We start from the raw sequence: 22,688 nt of genomic DNA, 5'->3' as shown, positions 1-22,688 counted from the left end.
AACAGATGGGATTAAAAATATCATCTTATATATGAGACCTAAAGAACAAATGGTGATCTTGCCCTATGCGTTGTCACATAGGTGAGTTAGTCACACGCCATTTATTGACTTGATTAAATACTCGACTCTACCTCAATTAATAGCCACTTTATTAAAAACGTAAACATTTCTGACAATATAGTCGCCAATAAGATGCACAATTTAAGTACAAAATCCCTTTAACCACAGAAGAGTAAAAAAACTCTCTTTTGTCATAGATTTTTCATTATTTGAGCCTACACTTTTAGTCCCTGCTGATTTTATTTATGACCCCAAACTCTATATCAACTTCAAACCAACGGAGGATATTATGATGAAGTCTGAAAAAGTGAGTGATAATAATCATGTAGTTATTCGCTCTGCTTATGTTAGTAGGGCTATTCCGCTGACAGAGATAAATACCAACAAAAAACCGCCAATGTGTTTTCAGTCAGACGAAAGGTATTTTTGTCAAAAGAATTGTGGCTGGAAGTGTAGCTGCAAGGCGCTGACAGCCGCTTGGCTGAGAAGAAATTAGTGCGCACGCTCATATACAAAAAAATGCAGCTTTCTAGCTGCATTTTTATTGGTAATTAATAAATCCTATCTCTCATGGAAGATATCGATCATGGGCAGAACTTGGTGCGACTTGAGCTTGTAAACGCTCATTACTAAGCTTTTCTGCTTGTACAAACTTAAGCCATTGTTTAGCCATTCCCTGACTACCTTTGTCTTTTTCAGCTAGAGCCAGTTCATTTAACGCAAGGTTGTAATCACCCACATTAAAGTGAGCCATACCCAAGACTAAATGCACTGTACCTTCGTTACGTAAGCCGCCTTTTTGCAGCGCCGTTTCAGAGGCAGTAATAGCCTTTTCCCACAGCTCTAAATTAAGATAAATTTGCGCCAATTGAGCGTCAAGTTCACCGTCTTTAGACAGTTTGGCAGCGGCAAGCATCACAGGTACGGCCTTGTCATTTTCTTTAGCAAAACTCCAAGCTTGGGCCAAGAAAGTTAGATTACGCTGATCTTCAGGCAACTTACCTTGTTTGATGGCACTTTCCATTAACATGGCAGCCTTAAACGGCATTTGGTGATAATAATAAAGTTGAGACAAGTTGAAGATGTCTGAACCAGTGGCGATGTAATCCAATTGATAGGCAATTTCCATATAAGCCAACTGTTGCTTTTCATCACCTAACTCGCCATACATACCGGCCAGCTGGATCCAATATGAAGGTTTTTCATATTGTTTAACCAGTTTCAACAATACATTTTTAACTTGCTCAGGTTGTTTAAGTTCGTAATAAACCGCACGTTGCAAGACATACCAGTTTTCATCAACCTGATAACCTTCTTTGCTATTTTCTTGCTGCTCTACTGCTTGATTAATATAAGTTGAGGCCTTGGCATAATCTTGTTTCTGGTACATAGCCTGCGCTTTAAGCACGAGATTTTTAGCAGGAATTTCGGCGCCAGGTGTTACTTCTTTTTGAATTGTTTCCCACTTTTCAATAAATACTATGGTTTTATCATAGTTGCCACGCATCATGTGCAGTTGTGCAAGGCTAAATAATGTCGCCTGCTCAAAAGAAGTAGGAATAGGCTGTTGCTGCACCACTTGTTCAAAGGCTGCGATGGCTTGGTCAAATTGTTCTAGGTTGTAATTAATAAAACCATAAAAGTTATACATCATGGCCAATTCATAACTGTTCATTGAACTGGCTTTGCCTTTTACTTCATCAAGTACTGCAAAGGCTTGTTTGCTGTCACCCGCATCAGCAAAAGTCTGAGCCCGAGACAATTGGTCATATACCTTGGCACGCAAGGTAGGTACTCGCTGGGTTTTGCGTTCACTGACGGTTTCTTCAGCCATAGTATTGCTAGCATAGGTAAGCGCCAACAAGGTTGAACTCAAACCTAATACTAATGACAAGGCACGCATGGTGGTTTTTACATTAAATTGCTGACTCATATTTTATCCTCCAATCTCAAAGGTAACCCGTACTTCAACACCAGCAACTTCCATCGCTTCGCCATTCACTACCCGGGGTTTATATTTGTATTTTAAGGTGGCATCCATGGCGGCTTGTTCAAAAATGCCTTCCGGTGATGCTTGTATTACTTTTGGATCACGTACCGAACCTTGTTTAGTTACGATAAATTCCACATCTACAAAGCCTTCTATGCCTCGTTGTAACGCTCGGCGAGGATAAACTGCAGCTACTCGTACAATAGGTAGATATTCACCGTCACCCGATTCCAAAGCTAAACCACCATCTAAAGACAAATCAGCGGTCACATCGGCTCCAAAGTCCATACCACTGGTGGCATTGTCTGGGCTGGGTGAGTCCATCTGGGGTTGTTGCATTTGTGGTGGTTGTTGCTCTGGCTTGGACGGCTTTTGTGGTTTGCGATCTTTTTTCTCTATCGCTTCGTCTTTTTTGACTCGCACAAAGTCCAGCACACTGCCCTTGGGTGCATCAGTTAAGGCACTGCCACCACTTTTAATCAGGGATTGCATCAGAAAAAACAATCCCAAGGTCACTGCAGCGGCAAGAATAATGGCAATGATATATCTAGGCATGTTCTAGGGCTCTTGGGCTGCGATGGAAACATCAGTAATACCAGCAGCACGCGACGCATCCATTACCTTAATTAAGGTTTCGGTAGTGGATTTTTTGTCTGCCTGGATCACCACTGTGCCTTGCGGGTTTTCAGCATGTAGACGTTCAATATTGGCTTGCACTGCACGCACATCCACTTGACGTTTATTGATCCAAATTTCGCCTTTATCGCTGATAGCCACTAAAATGTTAGCGCGGTCTTTTTTCACTGCGGTAGCGGCTTCTGGACGGTTAACGTCAATGCCTGCTTCTTTAACAAAAGAGGCGGTAACGATAAAAAAGATCAACATGATAAACACCACGTCCAGCATGGGTGTCATGTCAATTGCGGCTTCTTCTTCGTCCATCAGGTTTTGAAAATGTTGTTTCATACAGTTCTCTTTATAATGTTCGCTTAGGCTATTTGGCTACTATTGGCTGTGCTTTGACAGACTTAATGCATCTGTCCATGCTCATGGCATCTTCAATATGGGTTCGCTCAGATTTATTGGTTCGGGCTAGCCACGTTGAAGCAAATACCCCAGATAAGGCCCCGACCATTCCGGCCATCGTAGGGATAGTCGCTTTAGACACCCCAGAAGCCATTGAACGGGCATTACCTGAGCCGGAAATTGCCATTACATCAAAGACTTCAATCATGCCGGTTACCGTGCCCATCAAACCTAATAAGGGACACAAGGCCACTAAGGCTTGAATAACCGTAATGCCGCTGCCGAGCTTTAAGCTCACCCGCGAAATCATCGCCTGGCGAATTTGTTCGGCATTCCATGAGCTGCGATCCTGACGGGCATTCCACTTAGCGATCATGTGGTTTTTGTATTGTTTATGCCAAATGAACACATATAAAACGCGCTCTAAAATCAGTATCCACATGACAAAAATCAAGCCGCCGATAACGAGCAGAACTTGTCCGCCCGTTTCAGTAAAATCGCGAATGGCTTCGAAAAATTCAACCATGATGCTTAGCCTCTAACCGCCGTTTTTTCAGCACGCTCGGCAATCACACCAGCCGCTTGTTCTTGCAAAATGAATACGATGTTTTTACTGCGAGTATTGAGCATGGCGTACAGTAAAGTGGCAGGGATAGCGACAACCAAGCCCAGTACCGTCGTTACCAAGGCCGTAGAAATACCACCCGCCATTAATTTAGGGTCGCCGGTACCAAATAAGGTAATCGCTTGGAAGGTATTGATCATACCTGTCACTGTGCCTAACAAACCCATCAGAGGTGCAACGACAGAGATGATTTTAATGATGGTTAAGTTACGACCTAGCTTAGGTATCTCACCTAAAATCGCTTCGGTTAAATGTAACTCTAGGGCTTCCGTATCCGCTTGTGGATAGGTATCTCTGACCTTCATCACGCGGCCCAAGGGGTTGCTGTCTTTAAAGTCGTCAGATTTTAATTGTTTGTCGACCTTAGCTTTAACGATAGTCAGGCTAATTAAACGCTCTAAGGCTAAGAGTAAGGCAATGCCACCAACAATAAGGATGATGTAACCCACCAAGCCGCCTTGATCAACACGCTCTTGCAAGCTAGGTGCTTGAACCAATAATTTAAGAATCGAGCCACCCGTTGGATCCAAACCAAACTCAACTAAGTCACCTTTAGACTGTTGTAAGGCCAAAGCACTGTCGCCATAACGATTGGCTGGTTGACGAATTAATTCTTCAACCGTTTGTGTGACACCGTCGTAATCTAGGTATTTACCGTCAGCCGCTAAAGCAAAAGGCCCTACACGTAAAACTTGTTTGTTAACTTTTTGGCCACCCGCTTCAATTACGTCAGTAGTAAAGGTGGTCACCTTGCCGGATTCAGTCATCTCACGTTGCATTTCAAACCAAACACGTTCGATTTCGTCGATAGAAGCTAACTTTGAGCTAGAGCCCATCGACTGGGCTAAGTCATTTAAAAACTCGGCTCGACCAGGGATTTGTGCAGAGATAATCGAGTTTTGAAATTTGCTTTTAGTATCACCCGCTACTTGCTGTAATACCCCAAACAATTCTTTTAAGGAGCCTAAACGTTTAGTCATGGCGTCATTTAAACCGGCTAACTTGATTTCGTTGTTTTCAAATTCGGTTTCAAGCTTTTCTGACGTTTTTAAAGCAGCGTCACGCTCAGAGCCTGCAGCTTTTAGCAATTGATCCTGCTCAGCACGTTTTTGGCTAAACTCTTTTTCGCGCGCGGTATTTTGCTGAGTTTGTTGAAACTTACCTTGCTCTAATTGTTTTAACAGCGCATCTAAATCGAGGGCTTTGTTATCGTCTGCGGCCAAACTTAAGGTGGAAAAGCCACTTAAGATAACTACCAGACTGAGTTGTTTAATAAACTTATTCATTGTATTCAGTCCTTAATCTGTGATCGCAACAGGTAACATTAATAAATCTGGCGCCAGTTGTTTTTTGGCCATACGCAACCCTTTAGTGACTTGCGTACGATAGCTCGACGGCAGTGCTTCCCACTGTCCGCTTTGTTTGTTCCAGCTACCTTGCAATGCGGCATCACGTGTTTGGTAAATCAAAGCGGTGCGACCTACCCGTAAAAAGTCAACGTTGCGCTCTTGGCCATCGATGGTATGCAAACCGGCATAGGCTTCTAATGTACGGCCGTAATCCATCTCAACTTGATAGGCTTCCATCACTCGGCGGAATTTTTCAGAAGGAGCGATATCCGCTCTGTCCATCATGTCTTTTAAACTAGTGATACGTTGATTGCGCTCTTCTGCCAAAAACGGCACATCTAAAGCAACAAATTGCTCAAGGCCTTCAATCATGCGCATCATTAATGGGGTGATTTGACGTTCGATAACACTAACATCATCAATAGAGGCATTTAGTGCTGCCATCTCTTTCATTTGGCTATCGATTTGTTTGCGCAATTGGTTGTTATATATGTCTAAACCATCAATCTCTTTATTGATGGTTTTGAACTGTTGCAGTTTGCTATCAATTTGATCGGTAATAGTATTGATTTTGACCTGTGAGTTTGCAGCTGATTCATTGATTTGTGTGGCGGTTTTAACTGCAGGTTTAAGATCTTTATCTTCCTGCGCATAGCTAGTGGTAACGGTCAAACCCGCAATCACTGTAGCGGCAACTGCGGTTAAGCGTAAGCTCGTCGAGAATTCTCGTTTCATTCTTCAAACCCTAAAATTAATTATCAGCTGTTAGCCGAGACAATAAAACTGGGCGAAGAATAATAGCTATATGTGACAGAAATATTACACCGTTTAGCATGAGATCACGGTCAAGGGCACGAAAACAGTGGTCTGCAGTATATTTATGAAGTTTTTGTGACAGTCATTTCAGTGAAATATTTATATAGAATCGGGGGACTTGCTGAGTGTTTGTTGCTCTCTTTGCACCTTTGCATTTATGTGCAGCCCTACGCGGCTATTGATCGAAACCAAAAAATAGTGGGCCAAAATATAAAAAAGGGCTGCATTGCAGCCCTTGCAAATCATCATTAGAAACTAAAATGCGTAGTTGTAACTCACGCTAAATGAAGTACCCACTTCTTTGGCTCGAACAATGACCTCTGACTGAGTCACTTCTTGGTCTTCACCTAAGATGTTTTTAACTTTAAATTTAATCGTTGAATTAAAGTTTGGATAATAGGTATATACCGCATCTAATGAATGGAAAGGTTGCTCATAAGCATCGTCACTGCCTACTAATCCGGCCGCTAAGATCCTTTCACCAAACACGTTATAAACCAAAGAACTAGAGTGTTCACCATTTTCAGAGTCATAGTTAAGTTGTAAATTAACCACGTATTCAGAATGGCCTGTCATAGGTTTAGTTGCATTAGCCAAACTGCCTGCAAAGGCTTCATCAATAACAGCTTCCGATTTACTTAAAGTAATATTACCCGAGGTAAAAAAACCGCTGGCGACATAATTCAAATCATGTAACCACTCAAATTCCATACCATAGACTTCGGCTGACTCTCCATTGATAAAAGTCGCTGAATAGTCTTCATCACCAACACGCAATACGGTTTCGATTGGCGCGGTAATATCTTTATAAAATGCAGCTATAGAATAGTTATCACCATTAGAAAAGTAACGTTCAAAACGCAGGTCATAGTTTTTGATCGGGCTACTCTGCAAACCAACACGCCCAAAGGTACGGATATCGGTTAATGGATCATAATAGGCGACAGGTACAACTTCACGTAAATCGGGACGTACTATCGTTTCGCCATAACCAAGACGAATTTGATAATCTTCACCGCCAATATAAGTAAATGATAATGCTGGATAAAGATCATCGGCAAGAATGCTACCGGCTTCAATTTTAGTCGGATCATAATAGATATCGAGATCTTGCTGACTAAAAATCAAACTAGAGGTACCTATCGACGTTTGTTTGAAATCTTCATAACGCAAACCACCGCTAACGCGCCAGGTGCCTTTATAAAAAACATCAAACATACCGTAACCGGCGGCAACTTTTTGCGCCGCTAAATAGTCATCAGCATCAGGGGCAGTAGGTTCATTAAAGTCAACCAAGATACGTTGACCTTCTATAAAGGCATCCGTTAAATAAGCACCGTTAGTTAAAGGAGACTGACTACCATCGTTAATGACAATCTGCGAGCCGGTCTCATTATTAACCGCAAAACTAGAAGTATTATAAGTACGGGCACGGTCAGAAAAATCATAACCCGCTTTAAATTCTAAGTCGAAATCACCCAAGGTTAACGGCAGTGACAAATTACCACCATAGGAGTTTACCCTGTCATCCATATTCGTATATGAAAACAACACTCGGTTATCATCACCAGTAATAGACGAAGAGAATAATTGACCTGCTTGATAGTCATCTCTGAACTTAAATTCTACATTGGTTGGAATGTCAGTGCTGGCATGTGAACGGGTATATTGCCAATCGGCACCTAAACCTGCGTAATCCAAAAAGGTATGTTTACCAACAAACTGCGATACCTTGAGGACACGTTCTTCGTAGTTAAACTCATGGCTGCGATTAGCCCTGCCGGTACTGACGATGGTATAAACCGTACTACCTGCCGGAGCTTGTAATAACGATACTTCTGACTCATCTTCATTGTCGGCTAAATACAAATTGGTGTACGACACTTGATGTGCACCTAATTTATACCCCACATTCAATACGCCGTTATAACGCTCGTTTTGTGTAGTCGTTGTACTGTCTTTGACGGTGTTAAAACACGAGGCAGCTGCATCTTCTAGGGTATTAAGTTCGGTAGCACAGTTTTCATCAATATTTTGAGCAATAACTGCAGTGCGTTTATCGGCAGCATCCCAGCTATTATCATAAGACGCTGACAATAAGAAACCTAAGGTTCCCCCCAACCATTCTTCATCAATGCTATTACCTATATGTGCTTTAACATTGTAGGCGGGGTCTAATGACTCTTCTTGCAGAGCAAAGTTACGCGGTAAAGACTCTAATAACTGATTATTAATGGCTATAGCTTGTTGTGAACGTGTCGCGGTTTCGCTATCCACTAAGTTATTTTTAGTAATAATCTTACCCGTTGAAAAATCACCGCGATACAAGACGATGGCGTCCTGTAACCCTTGAGGAATGCTACTGGATTCACGATTGTAGGTATTACCATCCCTTGCTGATGTATCGAAACCTGCTCCCAACTCTATCCCTGCGGTAAATTCTGCTGGGACGGTTTTGGTACGTATATCAATACTGCCACCACCAAACGCTGCAGGCATGGACGGTGAATAGGCTTTTTGTACGGCTAAACTTTCAATAATACTTGATGGAATAATATCTAAAGGCAGTACATTACGGGTTAAATCTGGACTGGGTATAGCTGCACCGTTTAATCTGGCACTAGAATATCGCTCACCCAAACCACGTACATAAATGAACTTACCATCTACTAGGGTTAAACCCGTTACACGCCTTAAGGCCGATGCGGCATCACTGTCGCCGGTGCGAGATAATTGTTCAGCTCCGAGTATATCTGCCACAAAAGCTTGATTTTTACGCTCTTCTATAACCGCCGAAGCACTACCTTGTAAACGTGAGCCTGTTGTAACAACTTCATCGAGGACTTTATCATCTTGCTCTTGAGCTAGTGCCGCATTGGATGTAGCCAATATTGCCATGCTCACAGCAAGTGCTATTTTTTTGAGACTAGGTTGACTATTCATAATTAAATTCTGCTCTCATATCAAAAAATAGGCGCTCTAAGTGCGCCTATTTATGCAAGGTTAAATGGATTAATCTTGTGCAGCAGCTGTTACAGCGGCTTCAACCCATTTGTACCAGCTTGAGCTTGTATCTTGGTCAGATACCGCTCCGATATAATTAACAGAATCAAAGAAACCAGAATCCAAAGTACTTAAATTATTGGCAGTAATAGTGACGTCAGTTGAGGCTGTAGCGGTGGCAAAACCATTGGCTGCCAACACCGCAGAACTCGCTGCGATACGTTGGTTACTGGTGCCATCAAACCACGCTGTTAAGGTTGTACCACTTAAAGAAGCCGCTTCTTTACCACTGTTAAAGGTGCCATCGGCATCGCTAAATTCTACGTCACAGGCCATCACAGAATTATGGAACATAATTTTGTCAGCTTGTTTTTCACCATCAGAAGAGAAAGTAACACAGTAAGTTTGTGTCGCTACTGGCTTAGTGATTAATACATTGTACAAATTGGCATTAAATTCATCGTCAAATTTAAACGCAATGGAAGGGTCACCATCACGTACAGATAAACCATCAGTGGTAATTACTGTTACGTTAGCGATAGTTGGATTAGAAGGAGCCACTTGTGCACTTGATGCACCTTTAACACCATCAGACTCAAAACCACCGTTACCCATAGATACCGTTGCACCATCACGTGTTGTGACAGTACCGTGTTGGATAAACAGGAATTGTGCCTTACCTTGCCAGCCGGCATCAAAGTCAAATGAGTCATCTTGAGTATCGGTTACGACGATATGTTTAAGAGTGGTGGCACCACCAAAAATTTCCACACCATCATCAAAACCTTGATGAATATGAATGTAATCAAATTCAGAACCTGAACCGACTGCGTTAAGGGTTAGTGAGTTTAAGTCATCACCATCACCACCTACTTTAGGACCAGACCCTGCATACCAGATTTTTGCCCATTTGATGTTACCGCTTGAATCGGCGTTGTTGTTACCACCAAAATAACTTGTGATACCTTCTGACGGCACGTTACACGTTGCTGCCGTACGCTCAGCATCAGTACATTGGTCAGTAATCGCATTACCATTAATAATGATGCCACCCCAGTCAGCGTAAAGAGGACCTTTACCTTCGTCATCGAAGCGGTCATAAGCAAAAGCGGAGGTAAAAATAATAGGCTTAGCAGACGTACCTACTGCTTGGATTTTAGCACCACGTGCGATACGGATAATGGCTTCGCCTGATTTAAAGGCTAAGGTAGCGCCAGGCTTAACCGTCATAGTCGGGCCAGCGGTTGGCACCACAAATCCCGTGGTCGTGTCGCCATCAACACCGATTTGTAAAGCATCTTCAAATACGTGCACACCGCCATCTGGCAGCTCTTCAAAGGTAATATTGGAGCTAATCGAAATATTTTTGCTAGCAAAAGAATCGTTGTACAAACAATCTAAACCGTCAAAAGTACCTTCAACTGTTCCAGCTGCGCTCTCGTAGCTCGCACACTCAGCATCCACAGTAGTAGGGGGTGTGGTTGTAGTGTTGTTGGAGTTATTAGTGCTGTTATCTGTTGTGGTACTGTTATCCACTACCGTAGGAGTGATATTGATGTCACCACCACAACCGGCCAAAATGAGTGCTGTAGCAATAGCGCTTGCGTTAAAAAGGCGTTTAAATTCCATTGTGTTCTCCGAATGCAATCAAGTAGTAAGATTTACGTTTTAAATTAGAAGTTATAAAAACGAGGCAAAGGGTAAACAATGGGTGTGACAGTTTTGTTACATTATCTTACCGTCACAAAAGTTTAATAATTGAGGGAAAAATGATTGTTCAGGCATAAACGCCACGCCTTTTTTAGGATCTAGCTGGCCTTTTTCTTATTTTGCAGGATATTGAGATTAAACTAGTGAATAGGTTTGCTGGTTACAAACGTCAGTTCGGGTGAAAATTCACAGGAAAAATCGCTGCCCACGCCAACGGCGCTACTGATTTTTAAGTTGGAGTTATGGTGAGTCAGTACGTGTTTGACTATGGATAAGCCCAAACCAGACCCCCCAGTTTTACGCGAGCGGGCTTTATCAACCCGATAAAAACGTTCCGTAAGACGGTTAATATCCTTGGGGGCTATGCCGTCGCCATTATCTTTTACGCTAAAACGCGCACCGTCTTTAACCATTTGCCATTTCACCTCAATCACACCTTTGTCAGTCGTGTAGTGAATGGCGTTAAAAATTAGGTTAGAAAACGCACTGCGTAATTCTGATTCAATACCATAAACGCACAACTGCGGCGCGATATCAAAAAACAGTTTGTGTTGTTTTTCACGATTGAGGGCCTGCGCTTCGGTTTCAATCTGCCACAATAACTGCGGCACATTCACTAGCTTATCAAAAGCTCGCTCGTTGCTTGCTTCTATACGTGACAGTTGTAACAATCCTTCGATGAGGGTTTGCATTCTCACCGACTGAGTACGCATTTCAGCTATGGCTTTATTCACCATTAAGGGGGGCAGATTGGCAGAATCAGGTAGCATTTCCAAATAACCGTTAATTACAGTCAATGGAGTACGTAGCTCGTGGGATACATTAGCCACAAAGTCTTTACGCATCTTTTCAATTTGAGTGAGACGTGTCACATCGCGAATAAGTAACATTAAATTACTGTCGACAAAGGGTACAATACGTACTTCAAGAATTTTTTGACTATTGGCTGGTGAGGTTATCTCCAGTGGGAACTCAAAACGTTTGGTTTGAATAAATTCGATGAATTCACTTTGTGGGATCACATCTACAATTTTAATACCGTGTTTTTCTGGCCAATTTAATGCCAGTTCGATACGCGCCAGACGATTACACCACACAATTTCATTTTTATTATTTACTACCACTGCGGCATCAGGCAAGGCTTCTGAACCAGCCTTAAATATCCCAATTATTTCACTGAGTTGTTTACGCTTATTACGGCTTTTAGTTTGCGCTTGAAATATACCATTATAAATATGCCCCCAAACCCCACGAGTGAGGGTGGGTGACATTTTTTTACTATGGCGTAACCAATGATTAAGCCAGTATATATTCCAATAATGTTTGGCAATTAAGCCAAATGCGGCAATAGCCAAGGCCATCCACAATTGATCAAAATACAGCCCTAACAAAGTAGCGAGGCTAAACCACACTAACAAAAAAATAGCACTTAAGACCCAGCCAACGCTTTTTTCCATGGTTATTACATCATCCTTTTACGACAGCATAAGCTGCAACATTTGGCTTATTGTGCATCACTTTTATTACACTTTTGTGGAAAAACGATAACCTGCGCCACGCACCGTTTGGATCATATTGTCATGGCCAAATTCTGAAATAGCTTTACGCAAGCGCCTGATGTGCACATCAACTGTACGATCTTCCACGTAAACATTAGTACCCCAGACATTGTCGAGTAATTGTTCTCGACTATAGACCCGTTCAGCATGGGTCATAAAAAAGTGCAGTAACTTAAATTCAGTTGGTCCCATGTCTAAAGGGGTTTCATTCGCCGTGACTCGGTGAGACACCGGATCCAGTTTTAAACCCTGATATTCAATCACATCTTCACTTGATGTGGGGGTTACTCGGCGGATCACTGCTTTTACCCGTGCAATCAATTCTTTAGGAGAAAAAGGTTTAGTCACATAGTCGTCGGCTCCCGCCTCTAAACCGCGAACCTTGTCTTCTTCTTCACCGCGAGCCGTTAACATGATGATGGGAATATCACGGGTGTATTCATGTTGTTTAAGCTTTTTGGCTAATTGCACACCAGAGCCACCGGGTAACATCCAATCCAGTAAAATCAAATCAGGATAAGGCTCGACGATGCGCTCTAGGGCAACATTAAAATCTTCTGCTTCAATGGTAACGTAGCCAGATTGCTCTAAAACAAACTTGAGCATTTCGCGAATAGGTGCTTCGTCTTCTACCAGTAATATTCGTTTTGCCATATTAGTATTATCCTGTAACTTCAAAGTCGGCAATTATTCAGACTATATGTGACACTTTTATGAAAGTATTCACAATGAGTTTTATTTGTTTAATTAATATTTCATGTTTGTCTTAGGTTACTACTCAATACATTCATGCTAAATTCTTGTTAATTGTAAAGATAACGCATATTCTTTGAACATTATTTTACCATTAGGGAAAGTGATTTTTAGATGTCAGAAATTAAACAGGGTTTGTCCAAAAGGTTACTCGCAAGAGTATTGTCCGTTTATTTTGTTTTAACTCTGATAGTCACGGTGGGACAGGTTTTTACCGAATACCTCAATGCTAAAAGTCATATTGAAGACGAATTACAAACCTTAAAAAACACCTTCAGTACCAGTTTGACCCGTGCCATTTGGGAACTCAACACTCCACAAGCAAAATCTATCGCCACTGGGTTAATGGAATTACCCATAGTTGAAGGTGTGCAAATCAGAGATGAAAACGGCAATTATATTGCGGATTTAGGTCTCACCAGTAAACAAGCTACCGAGTCCATCACTAAAGGTATAGTTAAAGATCATCCAGGCGGTACTTTTGGTTATAGCTTTCCCCTTATTTTTGAATTTTCAGGTCGTACTTCATTAGTTGGTGACGTAACCCTGTATTCCAGTTCCACCATTATTTTTGGTCGTATTGAAGTTGGTATCTTCTTTTTAATTGGCAATGCCTTGATCAAAACCGCTTTTTTGGTGTTTCTGTTTATTAACGCCTTTCGTAATATGTTAACCAAACCTCTCACTGAACTATCTCAACAGATCAGTGAATTTAATGTCGATGATCCTGAATCATCAAAGCTCGATTTAAGCATTGACGATGACAACGAATTAAAGCTGTTACAAGATTCATATAACCACTTAATCGACGATTTAGTGAGTTTTCAGTCTAAACTGGCCGGCACTCAGGCTGAATTACAAGCTGCTAATCGTCGCCTTGATGATCAAAATATTTCACTCGAAGAAGAAGTTGCCAAAAAAACCGCGACCCTCAGTAAAATCATGTTGGATTTAGAGCAACAAAAAGATGAACTGCTCATCAATCAACGTGAATTACGCCAAGAAAATGAAAATCGTCAATTTGTCGAAGATGAATTAAGAAAGCGCAATTCAGAACTTGCTACATCAATGGAAACCCTGCAGTTAGCTAAAGATCAACTGGTAGAATCTGAGCGTATGGCCTCTCTCGGTGGTTTGGTTGCAGGTATTGCCCATGACGTTAATACGCCTTTAGGTGTAAGTGTTACTGCGACGAGTTTTTTACAGGAACGTGTGGTGAGTTTACAACATGCCTTTGAAGACAAAACGTTAACCGGCAGCACCATGACAGCCTTTTTAACTGACGCACAGCAAACCATTACCTTACTGACTAACAACCTTAATCGTGCTTCAGACTTAATCTCAAGCTTTAAACAAGTTGCAGTTGACCAAGCCAGTGAAGCAGAGCGTGAAATTAATATGCGTCACTATTTAGGTGAGATAGTGCATTCATTGGCGCCTAACTTTAAAAAGACTCAACACACTATCGAAATTCATTGTCCGGATAATTTGATTATTCATTGTGCGCCAGGGGTTATCGCACAAATTTTTACCAACATGATCATGAACTCTTTGATCCATGGTTTTGAAAATAAAATTAAAGGCACCATCAAAATAGATATCAATAGTGAAGAAGATAATTTAATCATAGACTATCAAGATGATGGTCAAGGTTTGCCCGAAGGCACATTGGGACAACATTTTGATGCCTTTTTTACTACCCGCCGTGGTAAAGGTGGTAGTGGCTTAGGCACTCATATTATGTACAACTTAGTCACCCAAACCCTCAAAGGTGAGATCCAAGCATTTAGCAAGGTACACCAAGGTTTACGCTATAAAATTACCATCCCACTTTAGTACTTCTATGTTATAAAAATTTAAGTTCAGCATCGCCAAAAAGGACAAAGACTGTTAGTCTCACAGCCCTTTTTGACGATGGCCTGATGGCTGTTATTCATTGTATCTGATCGGACTTAATTATTATGTGGTTTAAAAATCTCAAACTTTACGCTCTCACCCAAGCATTGGAAATAACAGAAGAAGACTTAGAAGAAAAACTGGCTGAGTTCGTTTTTCGTCCTTGTGGTAGTCAAGATATGGCCACCATGGGCTTTACCTCACCCTTTAATCAAGGCAAGACCTTGTTACATTCTGCTAATGGGCGTATTTGGATTACGCTTAAGAAACAAGAGCGTTTGTTACCTTCAGTAGTTGTTAATGCTGAACTAGCCGAAAAAGTCGCGCAGATTGAAGCAGAAACCGGCTCATCCGTAGGTAAAAAAGCCCAGCAAGATATGAAGCAGGAAATCATTCATCGTTTGCTGCCTATGGCCTTTACTAAAAATAGTTTTATCCACGGTTTTATTTCTACCAAGGATAACTTAGTGGTAGTTGATGCCTCGGCCGATGGCAAGGCAGAAGCCTTTTTGGCCATGTTACGCAAAGCAATGGGTTCATTGCCTGTCGTGCCTTTGGCTCGCCAATCTGTGCAAGCACACCTAACTGAGTGGTTGCAAGGTAAGGACTTACCAAAAGATGTGGTTATCCTTGAAGAGGCTGAGTTAAAAGCGCTAGAAGAAGATGGCGCTGTTTTGCGTTGTAAAAATCAAGATCTTGGCAGTGAAGAAATCATTAACCATATTCAAAGTGGTAAAGTTGTACAAAAATTAGCAGTGGAATGGGATGAAACTTTATCTGCGCTGATCCAAGAAGACTTGACCATTAAACGCCTCAAATTTAGTGATGTAATGCATGAGCAAAATGCTGATATCCCTAAGGATCAAGTGGCAGCCAGACTTGATGCTAACTTTGCTTTAATGTCAGGTGAAATTGTCAGATTTGCAGAAAGATTAAAAGAGATATTCACGTTAAATGCAGATGACTAGAAACTAACGTTTTAGTATAAAGCCAGAGCTCTCGTTAGCTCTGGCTTAAAATATAACAATCTGTATTAGCACTTAGCCAAAAATTTGTTTGGCGTGAGCACGATATTCATCAAACTCATCGGATAACAACAACGACAAGCTAGGCACAATTTTCTTTTCCAATGCGTTGGCAAACAAAGCATCTTTACGACTATCATATTTGCCACACAGCACTGCGCCCAAACGCACTATATCTAAATAAGAGATAGCATCGGTTTGTACACTATGATCACGCCAGCTCTTTGCTACTATGATGAACTCAGGCTCAAAACCCCACACTTGCATTATGCTTTCGCCGATCTTGCCAGATAGCTTGCTGATCGCCACATCCAAAAAGGTTGGATTACCAAACACATCAGCATGACGCTCAGCTTCAGTTAGTACCGGTAAACTACCAATATTTGCCACTAACGCCGCCAACATAATTGAATCTAAATTCAGTGCACGGTTTTTAGTCGCTTTAGTATGAATTTGTAATACCGCCATGGAACTTGCCACAATTTCAACTGTGTCAGACCAAATCTGCTCCATATACGCTTTAACTATGTCATTTTTGGATACAAATAATTGCTCCATCGCCAATGCGGTTGCAATATTTTTAATCTGGCGTAAACCAATGCGTGTGACAGCTTGGGTAGTAGAGGTTACTTTAACGGAACGCCCTAAATAAGCACTGTTTGAAATTTTAATCATGCGCGCACTAAGTGAAGGATCTTGTCCAATCACATCTGCCATGTCATTAAGGTTGATATCGGGATCATCTGCTGCCTTTCTGACTTTTAAAGCCACTGCCGGCAAGGTGGGTAAAACCAAGGTATCGTTATTGATCTTTTCTATCAATATTGTCAGCAAAGCATTTTCTGTAGACATGTATTTACCTGTTCTAAATCACAACAAATCAATCAGTTGCGCAAAGTTTATCGAATTAAGCTAAGTGTAACGCTAGTCAATACGGTTTTAAATAACCAAGACCTGTTTATCTTCCATATTCATTAATATGTTGCCGTTCGAACGTTATCCATGCAACAAATAGTAAATACAAGTTAAGCAAAAAGATGCTAACACATAATTAATGTCGAGCCATGGGGGTTTAATCTGCTCTTTGCTAAAAAATTGTTATATTCTTGGACAAAGCCTGCCAGAAACGTTAACTGCAGGTAGTAAACAAATCAAATTGGTATTCAGTTAAAACACCATAACTACAAGGTATAGATATGACAATATCCCTCACTATTTTAAGTCCCAAACCATGGGCCTTGGTACTTACCCTTGGCTTGCTAGCATGCAATCCCGCTGACAAATCAGCAGTGCAACCCGGTGATTCTCCAAGCGGAGTAGAACTGACGTTACTGACAAGTAAAAGTTCACGTTTAGATATCTACAAAAAAGTCAGCTTAAACACTGATTTGAGCCACCTCAGCCAAGCCCAACGGGATATGCTTAAACTGTTAATCGAAGCTTCCAGCATCATGGATGACCTTTTTTGGCGCCAAGCTTTTGGAGATAATAAAGAGGCATTTTTAGCGACTATTGCCGATCCTAAAACACGTCAGTTTGCCGACATCAACTACGGTCCTTGGGACAGACTCGACGGTGATGATGTCTTTTTATCCGACACCGCAGAAAAGTCACTTGGAGCGCAGTTTTATCCGCCAGATATGACTAAAGCTGAATTCGAACAAGCTAATTTTACCGACAAAAAAGGCTTGTATTCCATGGTTAAACGCGATGCAGCAGGCAAGCTATTCGCCCTTCCCTATTCAGAAGCGTTTAAAGCAGAATTAACAGAAGTCGCTGCATTATTAGAAAAAGCCGCTTTACTCGCAGAAGATCAGAGTTTTGCGCAGTATCTGCAATTACGGGCAAAAGCCTTACTCACTAATGACTATCAGGCCTCAGACTTTGCTTGGATGGACATGAAAACCAATCCTATTGAACTCGTGATAGGCCCTATTGAAACCTATGAAGATCAATTATTTGGTTATCGTGCAGCCTTTGAAGCCTATGTATTAATTAAAGATTTGAGTTGGAGCGAGAGGCTCAGTAAATACGCCGCATTTTTACCTGAACTGCAAACAGGCTTGCCTGTCGCTGAACAATATAAAGCACAGATGCCCGGAACCGACGCCGACTTAAATGCCTATGATGTAATTTATTATGCAGGTCACTCCAATGCAGGTAGTAAAACCATTGCCATCAACCTGCCTAATGATGAAGAAGTGCAACTGCAAAAAGGTACACGTCGCCTGCAACTTAAAAATGCCATGCAGGCCAAGTTTGACAACATCATGTTGCCCATTGCCGATGAACTAATTGTAGCAGAACAACGCAAACACATTACCTTTACCGCCTTTTTTGCCAATACCATGTTTCATGAAGTGGCTCACGGTTTAGGTATCAAAACTGTATTAGGCAGTGAAGAAACCGTCAGACAAGCCTTAAAAGAACATGCTTCAGCGTTGGAAGAAGGCAAAGCCGACATACTAGGTATCTATATGGTAAAACAACTGTTAGCCAAAGGCGTGATTACTGAAGGTCAACTAGAAGACTATTATGTGACCTTTATGGCAGGTATCTTTCGCTCAGTAAGATTTGGCGCTAGCTCCGCCCACGGTAAAGCCAATATGATCCGTTTTAACTTTTTTAACGAACATCAAGCTTTTAGCCGCAATGAGCAAGGCTTGTATCAGGTTAATATGGATAAAATGAGTGAGGCGGTTGATGCTCTGTCTAACTTGATCCTAACCTTACAAGGTGATGGTAATTATGACGGCGTAAATCAATTGGTAGCCGATAAAGGTATTATCAAGCCTCAGCTTGCGGCTGACTTGGAACGTTTAACCCAGGCCGCGATTCCGGTGGATATTGACTTTGAACAAGGCATTCAAGTCTTAGGGCTGTAAAGTTCAATATTTAATATTAAAAAAGCCCCAACATCATCTATATGTTGGGGCTTTTTATTTAGCTAATCTATTTTCTATCTAAACCAGCTTAGGTTTTAGCTTGTCTTGATAAGGAGGCCAACCTAAGGCTTTACCCGCCAACACATGTAAATGAATATGGTAAACCGTCTGGCCACCGTGTTCATTGCAGTTCATGACCGCACGGTAACCATCTTGGGCAAAACCCATCTCTGCAGCCAACTTGGCCGCGACCCAATATAAATGGCCTACCAATGTTTTATCTGCTTCTTCAATGTCATTAATTGTAGCGATAGCTTTTTTAGGGATAACTAAAAAATGAATAGGGGCTTGTGGATTAATATCTTTAAATGCCAAGGCAAGTTCATCTTCATACAAAATGTCTGCCGGAATAGATTTATCGATAATTTTACTAAAAATAGTAGTCATGTTGAGTGGTCTACCTTAATCAAAAAAATACATACAGTAGTAATAACGAGCCTAAAATCAAGCGATATATCACAAAAGGCAACATGCCAATACGTGAAATCCAGGCTAAAAATAGGTAGATACAAGCATAGGCACATACAAAGGAAAAAGCCGCACCTAATAACAATTCCAACCACTGCACGGGATCAGGGCTTTGCAGCAAATCTACTGTGGCTAACAAACCTGCGCCTAAAATGACAGGAATAGACAATAAAAAGGAGAAACGTGCGGCACTTTCACGATCAAGGCCTAACATCAGGCCGGCCGTCATGGTGATGCCTGACCTTGAAGTACCGGGAATAACCGCAATAGCTTGGGCAATACCAATAAATAGTGCATTTTTCCAGGTAATCTGGGTAATATTTTTGGCGAGCGTGGCTTTTCTATCGGCATACCACAGCAACAAACCAAATACGATAGTTGTGGTGGCAATTACTAGTGCACTACGGCCATAGACTTCAATAAAATCTTTCAGTAAAAAACCGATTATAATAGCAGGAATGCTTGCAAGTACGACCCACCAAGCCAGTTTACTGTCAGTGCTTTGTTGTTTACTTAAACCATGTTTGAACCAAGCGACAGTCAATCTGCTAATGTCATTACGAAAATAAATCATCACGGCCAACAGACTGCCAACATGCACGGCCACATCATAGGCTAAACCCTGATTGTGCCAGCCCAACACAGCTGAAGGTAAAATAAGATGAGCAGAGCTGGATATAGGTAAAAATTCAGTTAAACCCTGAATTATCGCTAATATAATAATTTCAAATAAAGTCATGTTTAATTTTCATTCCATGTAAATTCAATCGGCCATAATTGTTGTTGGGATTTATCATATTCGTGCCACAGGGTGCTAAAGGTACTGCCAACCACAGGGTGAATTTGCTCACCAGCTATTTCAGCCAATGGTTGTAATACAAAAGCATTAAACAAGATTTCTGAACGGGGCAATTCAACAGGATCTCGGCTTACAACATCGTCAAATAACAATAAATCTAAATCAAGGGTTCGTGGTGAAAACTTGGCGGTACCACGTTGTCTTTTGTTTTGATCTTCGATTTGTTTTAAGGCTAGGCATACTTGTTCAATACTTAGGCTTGTTTGAGCTTTAACCACTAGATTATAAAAATTATGTCCGGCAAAGCCCACTGACTCACTCTCATACACTCGAGAGAGTTGTAAATGTCCAAAAACCTCATACATCGCCTGTAATCCAGCTTTAGTATGTTTCTCACGTTCAATATTGCTGCCAACACTAATATAAATTAGGTGCTGACCAGAGGCTAAATGCTTCAATTTGGATTGTCCCGCGTGAACTCTACCGCAACATTACGCGCATTGGGCAAGATATCGGGTTTACTTAATTTAAGACAAACTTTTAGGAGCGGAAATTGTATAAAGATGGTGTTGATCATTTCATTGGCTAAGGCTTCAATCAGCTCAAATTTACTGTTGCTTGCGACCAATTCAATACAACTAGCGACCTCGGCATAGTTGACTGTGTGTTCGACTTTATCGGAGCTGGCTGCCTTTGACAGATCGGTATATAAGCTTACATCTACTAACAATCTTTGCTTAGCTACCCTCTCCCAATCATACACACCAATTAACGAGAACACCTCTAAGCCCTCAATGTAAATTTTATCCATAGCTGATCCGCGCTGTATTTTACTGAGCTTTAATATATTCTTGCTAAATTGTAACCTTTTTGCCCAAGACAAGTATATGACAGCAATGACAATTTTAATTATTGCCTGTGCCTATTTAGTGGGTTCTGTTTCCAGTGCCATTATCGTTTGTCGCTTGTTTGGCAAGGATGATCCACGTACACAAGGCTCACATAATCCGGGCGCCACTAATGTACTAAGAATAGCCGGTAAATTGCCAGCAGCATTGGTATTGGTGTTTGATATTCTTAAAGGTACAGTTTCAGTTTGGGGCGCCTATTTTTTGGGCTTAAATCCCATCGAGTTGGGCCTAGTGGCCGTGGCGGTTTGCCTAGGGCATATTTTCCCTGTGTTTTTTGGATTTTCTGGTGGTAAAGCCGTAGCTACTGCTTTTGGCGCCTTATTACCTATAGGTTTAGATTTATCCTTGATGTTGATCGTCATTTGGCTAATAGTACTATTTTGCAGTGGTTATTCTTCGTTAGCCGCGGTCATAACTGTCAGCCTAGCCCCATTTATTACATGGTTTGTCAAAGCGGCATACGCTTTACCGGTCGCCATGCTCGCCGTACTTATTATCGTCAGACACAAAGATAATTTAATCCGCCTCGTTAAGGGGCAAGAACCAAAAATAAGGCAGAAATACAGTTAATATTAATTAAAGTGGATTGAGGCTATCCAGTGGCCATCTAGGTTGTGCTTTAGTAGACAAGGGTTCCCTTTCGCCCGCACATAAACGTTGTAAACCGGCATAAGCGATCATCGCGCCATTATCTGTACAAAATTCCATGCGTGGATAAAACACCTCGCCTTGCATCTTTACCATCATTTCTTGCAGTGATTCACGTAATTGCTTATTAGCACTTACTCCACCCGCAATGACTAAACGTTTAAGCCCGGTTAGTTTAAGTGCGCGACGACATTTAATCACTAAGGTGTCAACCACCGCTTCTTGAAATGCGTAGGCTATATTGGCGCGAGTTTGAGGATCATCGTTTGCAGCTCGAATGGTATTAGCTGCAAAGGTTTTTAAGCCACTAAAACTAAAATCCAGACCCGGCCTGTCGGTCATCGGACGAGGAAATTGGTAATGCCCCGCTTCGCCACTATCGGCTAATTTCGCTAATAACGGACCACCAGGATAATCTAAACCGAGCAATTTAGCGGTCTTATCAAAGGCTTCTCCTGCAGCATCATCAACAGATTCACCGAGTATTTCATAAGAGCCGATACCTTTTACACTAACCAACATCGAATGACCTCCCGACACTAATAGTGCGACAAAAGGAAATTCAGGCGCAGGCTCATCCAACATAGGTGCCAATAAATGCCCTTCCATATGATGTACACCTACCGCAGGTACTTTCCACGCATAAGCTAAACTACGCGCAACAGATGACCCCACTAACAATGCGCCAACTAAACCAGGGCCTTTAGTAAAGGCAATACCATTAATATCACTGGGCTGACAATTGGCCTCAGCCATCGCTTGATTAATCAAAGGTAACAATTTGCGTACGTGATCCCGCGAGGCTAGTTCAGGCACAACGCCACCATAATCAGCGTGTAACTTCACCTGACTATATAATTTATGAGACATTAAACCTAAAGCCTCATCATAAATCGCCACGCCTGTTTCATCACATGAGGTTTCTATGCCCAACACTCGCATTTGCACTATCCAATACTGCTCAAATTGGGCGCTATTGTACTGATTTGCCTCGCAAGCACAAAATTTAACTTAAATTTCTTGGTAGAAATAGAATATTTAAGTTATCAAGCCTTTACATCACATGCGGATATGATTAGAATTCCGCACCATTTTTAACCGCGCT

The 22,688-nt window shown here is 41.6% G+C and carries 20 protein-coding genes; 4 read left to right on the top strand and 16 right to left on the bottom strand.

Annotated elements, in window-relative coordinates:
- Positions 1–628 precede the first annotated feature (628 nt).
- The 10 genes from AX660_RS13245 to phoB all read right to left on the bottom strand — a co-directional run bounded on the left by AX660_RS13245 (position 629) and on the right by phoB (position 12,792).
- Complete coding sequence (locus AX660_RS13245; RefSeq protein WP_131811801.1) at positions 629–1,993, bottom strand: tetratricopeptide repeat protein; 1,365 nt, start codon at positions 1,991–1,993, stop codon at positions 629–631.
- A gap of 3 nt (positions 1,994–1,996) precedes the next feature.
- A complete protein-coding gene (locus AX660_RS13240; protein ID WP_068377715.1) occupies positions 1,997–2,605 on the bottom strand; it encodes an energy transducer TonB in 609 nt (202 codons plus the stop codon).
- A gap of 3 nt (positions 2,606–2,608) precedes the next feature.
- Complete coding sequence (locus AX660_RS13235; protein WP_068377714.1) at positions 2,609–3,016, bottom strand: ExbD/TolR family protein; 408 nt, start codon at positions 3,014–3,016, stop codon at positions 2,609–2,611.
- 28 nt (positions 3,017–3,044) lie between these two features.
- Positions 3,045–3,602 (bottom strand): MotA/TolQ/ExbB proton channel family protein, encoded by a 558-nt coding sequence (locus AX660_RS13230; protein ID WP_068377712.1) that lies wholly within the window; start codon positions 3,600–3,602, stop codon positions 3,045–3,047.
- 5 nt (positions 3,603–3,607) lie between these two features.
- The gene (locus AX660_RS13225) at positions 3,608–4,987 is read right to left on the bottom strand and encodes a MotA/TolQ/ExbB proton channel family protein (protein WP_068377710.1); all 1,380 of its coding nucleotides are present in this window, start codon (positions 4,985–4,987) and stop codon (positions 3,608–3,610) included.
- A 12-nt stretch (positions 4,988–4,999) separates the two neighbouring features.
- Complete coding sequence (locus tag AX660_RS13220) at positions 5,000–5,785, bottom strand: DUF3450 domain-containing protein (RefSeq protein WP_068377708.1); 786 nt, start codon at positions 5,783–5,785, stop codon at positions 5,000–5,002.
- Between the two features lie 336 nt (positions 5,786–6,121).
- The gene (locus AX660_RS13215) at positions 6,122–8,809 is read right to left on the bottom strand and encodes a TonB-dependent receptor plug domain-containing protein (RefSeq protein ID WP_068377706.1); all 2,688 of its coding nucleotides are present in this window, start codon (positions 8,807–8,809) and stop codon (positions 6,122–6,124) included.
- Positions 8,810–8,878: 69 nt separating this feature from the next.
- Complete coding sequence (locus tag AX660_RS13210) at positions 8,879–10,498, bottom strand: hypothetical protein (protein WP_068377705.1); 1,620 nt, start codon at positions 10,496–10,498, stop codon at positions 8,879–8,881.
- Positions 10,499–10,719: 221 nt separating this feature from the next.
- Positions 10,720–12,036: a phosphate regulon sensor histidine kinase PhoR gene (gene phoR / locus AX660_RS13205; RefSeq protein WP_068377703.1), complete on the bottom strand. Its 1,317-nt coding sequence runs from the start codon at positions 12,034–12,036 to the stop codon at positions 10,720–10,722.
- A gap of 66 nt (positions 12,037–12,102) precedes the next feature.
- The gene (phoB, locus tag AX660_RS13200; protein ID WP_068377701.1) at positions 12,103–12,792 is read right to left on the bottom strand and encodes a phosphate regulon transcriptional regulator PhoB; all 690 of its coding nucleotides are present in this window, start codon (positions 12,790–12,792) and stop codon (positions 12,103–12,105) included.
- A 213-nt stretch (positions 12,793–13,005) separates the two neighbouring features.
- Here phoB and AX660_RS13195 point away from each other — a divergent pair, with 213 nt between their 5' ends.
- Together AX660_RS13195 and rdgC are read left to right on the top strand one after the other, a co-directional pair.
- Positions 13,006–14,727 carry an ATP-binding protein gene (locus AX660_RS13195; protein WP_068377699.1) on the top strand — a complete coding sequence of 574 codons (1,722 nt, stop codon included), beginning with the start codon at positions 13,006–13,008 and terminating at the stop codon, positions 14,725–14,727.
- Between the two features lie 125 nt (positions 14,728–14,852).
- Positions 14,853–15,755, top strand: coding sequence for a recombination-associated protein RdgC (gene rdgC / locus AX660_RS13190; RefSeq protein ID WP_068377697.1), 903 nt, complete (start codon positions 14,853–14,855; stop codon positions 15,753–15,755).
- A 72-nt stretch (positions 15,756–15,827) separates the two neighbouring features.
- Here the strand turns inward: rdgC and AX660_RS13185 are convergent, their stop codons facing one another.
- Entirely contained in the window at positions 15,828–16,664 is an 837-nt protein-coding gene (locus AX660_RS13185; RefSeq protein WP_068377695.1) for an HDOD domain-containing protein, read from the bottom strand.
- 344 nt (positions 16,665–17,008) lie between these two features.
- Between AX660_RS13185 and AX660_RS13180 the strand changes: the two genes are divergently transcribed.
- Positions 17,009–18,697 carry a dipeptidyl-peptidase 3 family protein gene (locus tag AX660_RS13180; protein WP_068377693.1) on the top strand — a complete coding sequence of 563 codons (1,689 nt, stop codon included), beginning with the start codon at positions 17,009–17,011 and terminating at the stop codon, positions 18,695–18,697.
- 78 nt (positions 18,698–18,775) lie between these two features.
- On the opposite strand, the gene AX660_RS13175 is transcribed toward AX660_RS13180, so the two are convergent.
- From AX660_RS13175 to folB, 4 genes are read right to left on the bottom strand one after another with little or no spacing between them, the layout of a single operon-like run.
- Positions 18,776–19,144, bottom strand: a complete 369-nt coding sequence (locus tag AX660_RS13175) for a histidine triad nucleotide-binding protein (RefSeq protein ID WP_068377691.1) — start codon at positions 19,142–19,144, stop codon at positions 18,776–18,778.
- Between the two features lie 19 nt (positions 19,145–19,163).
- Positions 19,164–19,964, bottom strand: coding sequence for an undecaprenyl-diphosphate phosphatase (locus AX660_RS13170; protein WP_068377689.1), 801 nt, complete (start codon positions 19,962–19,964; stop codon positions 19,164–19,166).
- A gap of 2 nt (positions 19,965–19,966) precedes the next feature.
- Positions 19,967–20,482, bottom strand: a complete 516-nt coding sequence (gene folK / locus AX660_RS13165; protein WP_068377687.1) for a 2-amino-4-hydroxy-6-hydroxymethyldihydropteridine diphosphokinase — start codon at positions 20,480–20,482, stop codon at positions 19,967–19,969.
- Positions 20,479–20,835: a dihydroneopterin aldolase gene (gene folB, locus AX660_RS13160; protein WP_068377685.1), complete on the bottom strand. Its 357-nt coding sequence runs from the start codon at positions 20,833–20,835 to the stop codon at positions 20,479–20,481. Before folB ends, folK begins: the two co-directional genes overlap by 4 nt.
- Positions 20,836–20,911: 76 nt before the next feature.
- On the opposite strand from folB, the gene plsY reads away from it, so the two are divergent.
- On the top strand, positions 20,912–21,505 hold the full coding sequence (gene plsY / locus AX660_RS13155) for a glycerol-3-phosphate 1-O-acyltransferase PlsY (RefSeq protein ID WP_068377684.1): 594 nt from the start codon (positions 20,912–20,914) through the stop codon (positions 21,503–21,505).
- 6 nt (positions 21,506–21,511) lie between these two features.
- Here the strand turns inward: plsY and tsaD are convergent, their stop codons facing one another.
- A complete protein-coding gene (tsaD, locus tag AX660_RS13150; protein ID WP_068377682.1) occupies positions 21,512–22,525 on the bottom strand; it encodes a tRNA (adenosine(37)-N6)-threonylcarbamoyltransferase complex transferase subunit TsaD in 1,014 nt (337 codons plus the stop codon).
- Between the last annotated feature and the right edge of the window lie 163 nt (positions 22,526–22,688).

The organism is Paraglaciecola hydrolytica, assembly GCF_001565895.1.
Classification (GTDB): Bacteria; Pseudomonadota; Gammaproteobacteria; order Enterobacterales; family Alteromonadaceae; genus Paraglaciecola; species Paraglaciecola hydrolytica.
Note: the sequence above shows the minus strand (reverse complement) of the source record. Positions and strands in the feature narration are given on the sequence as shown.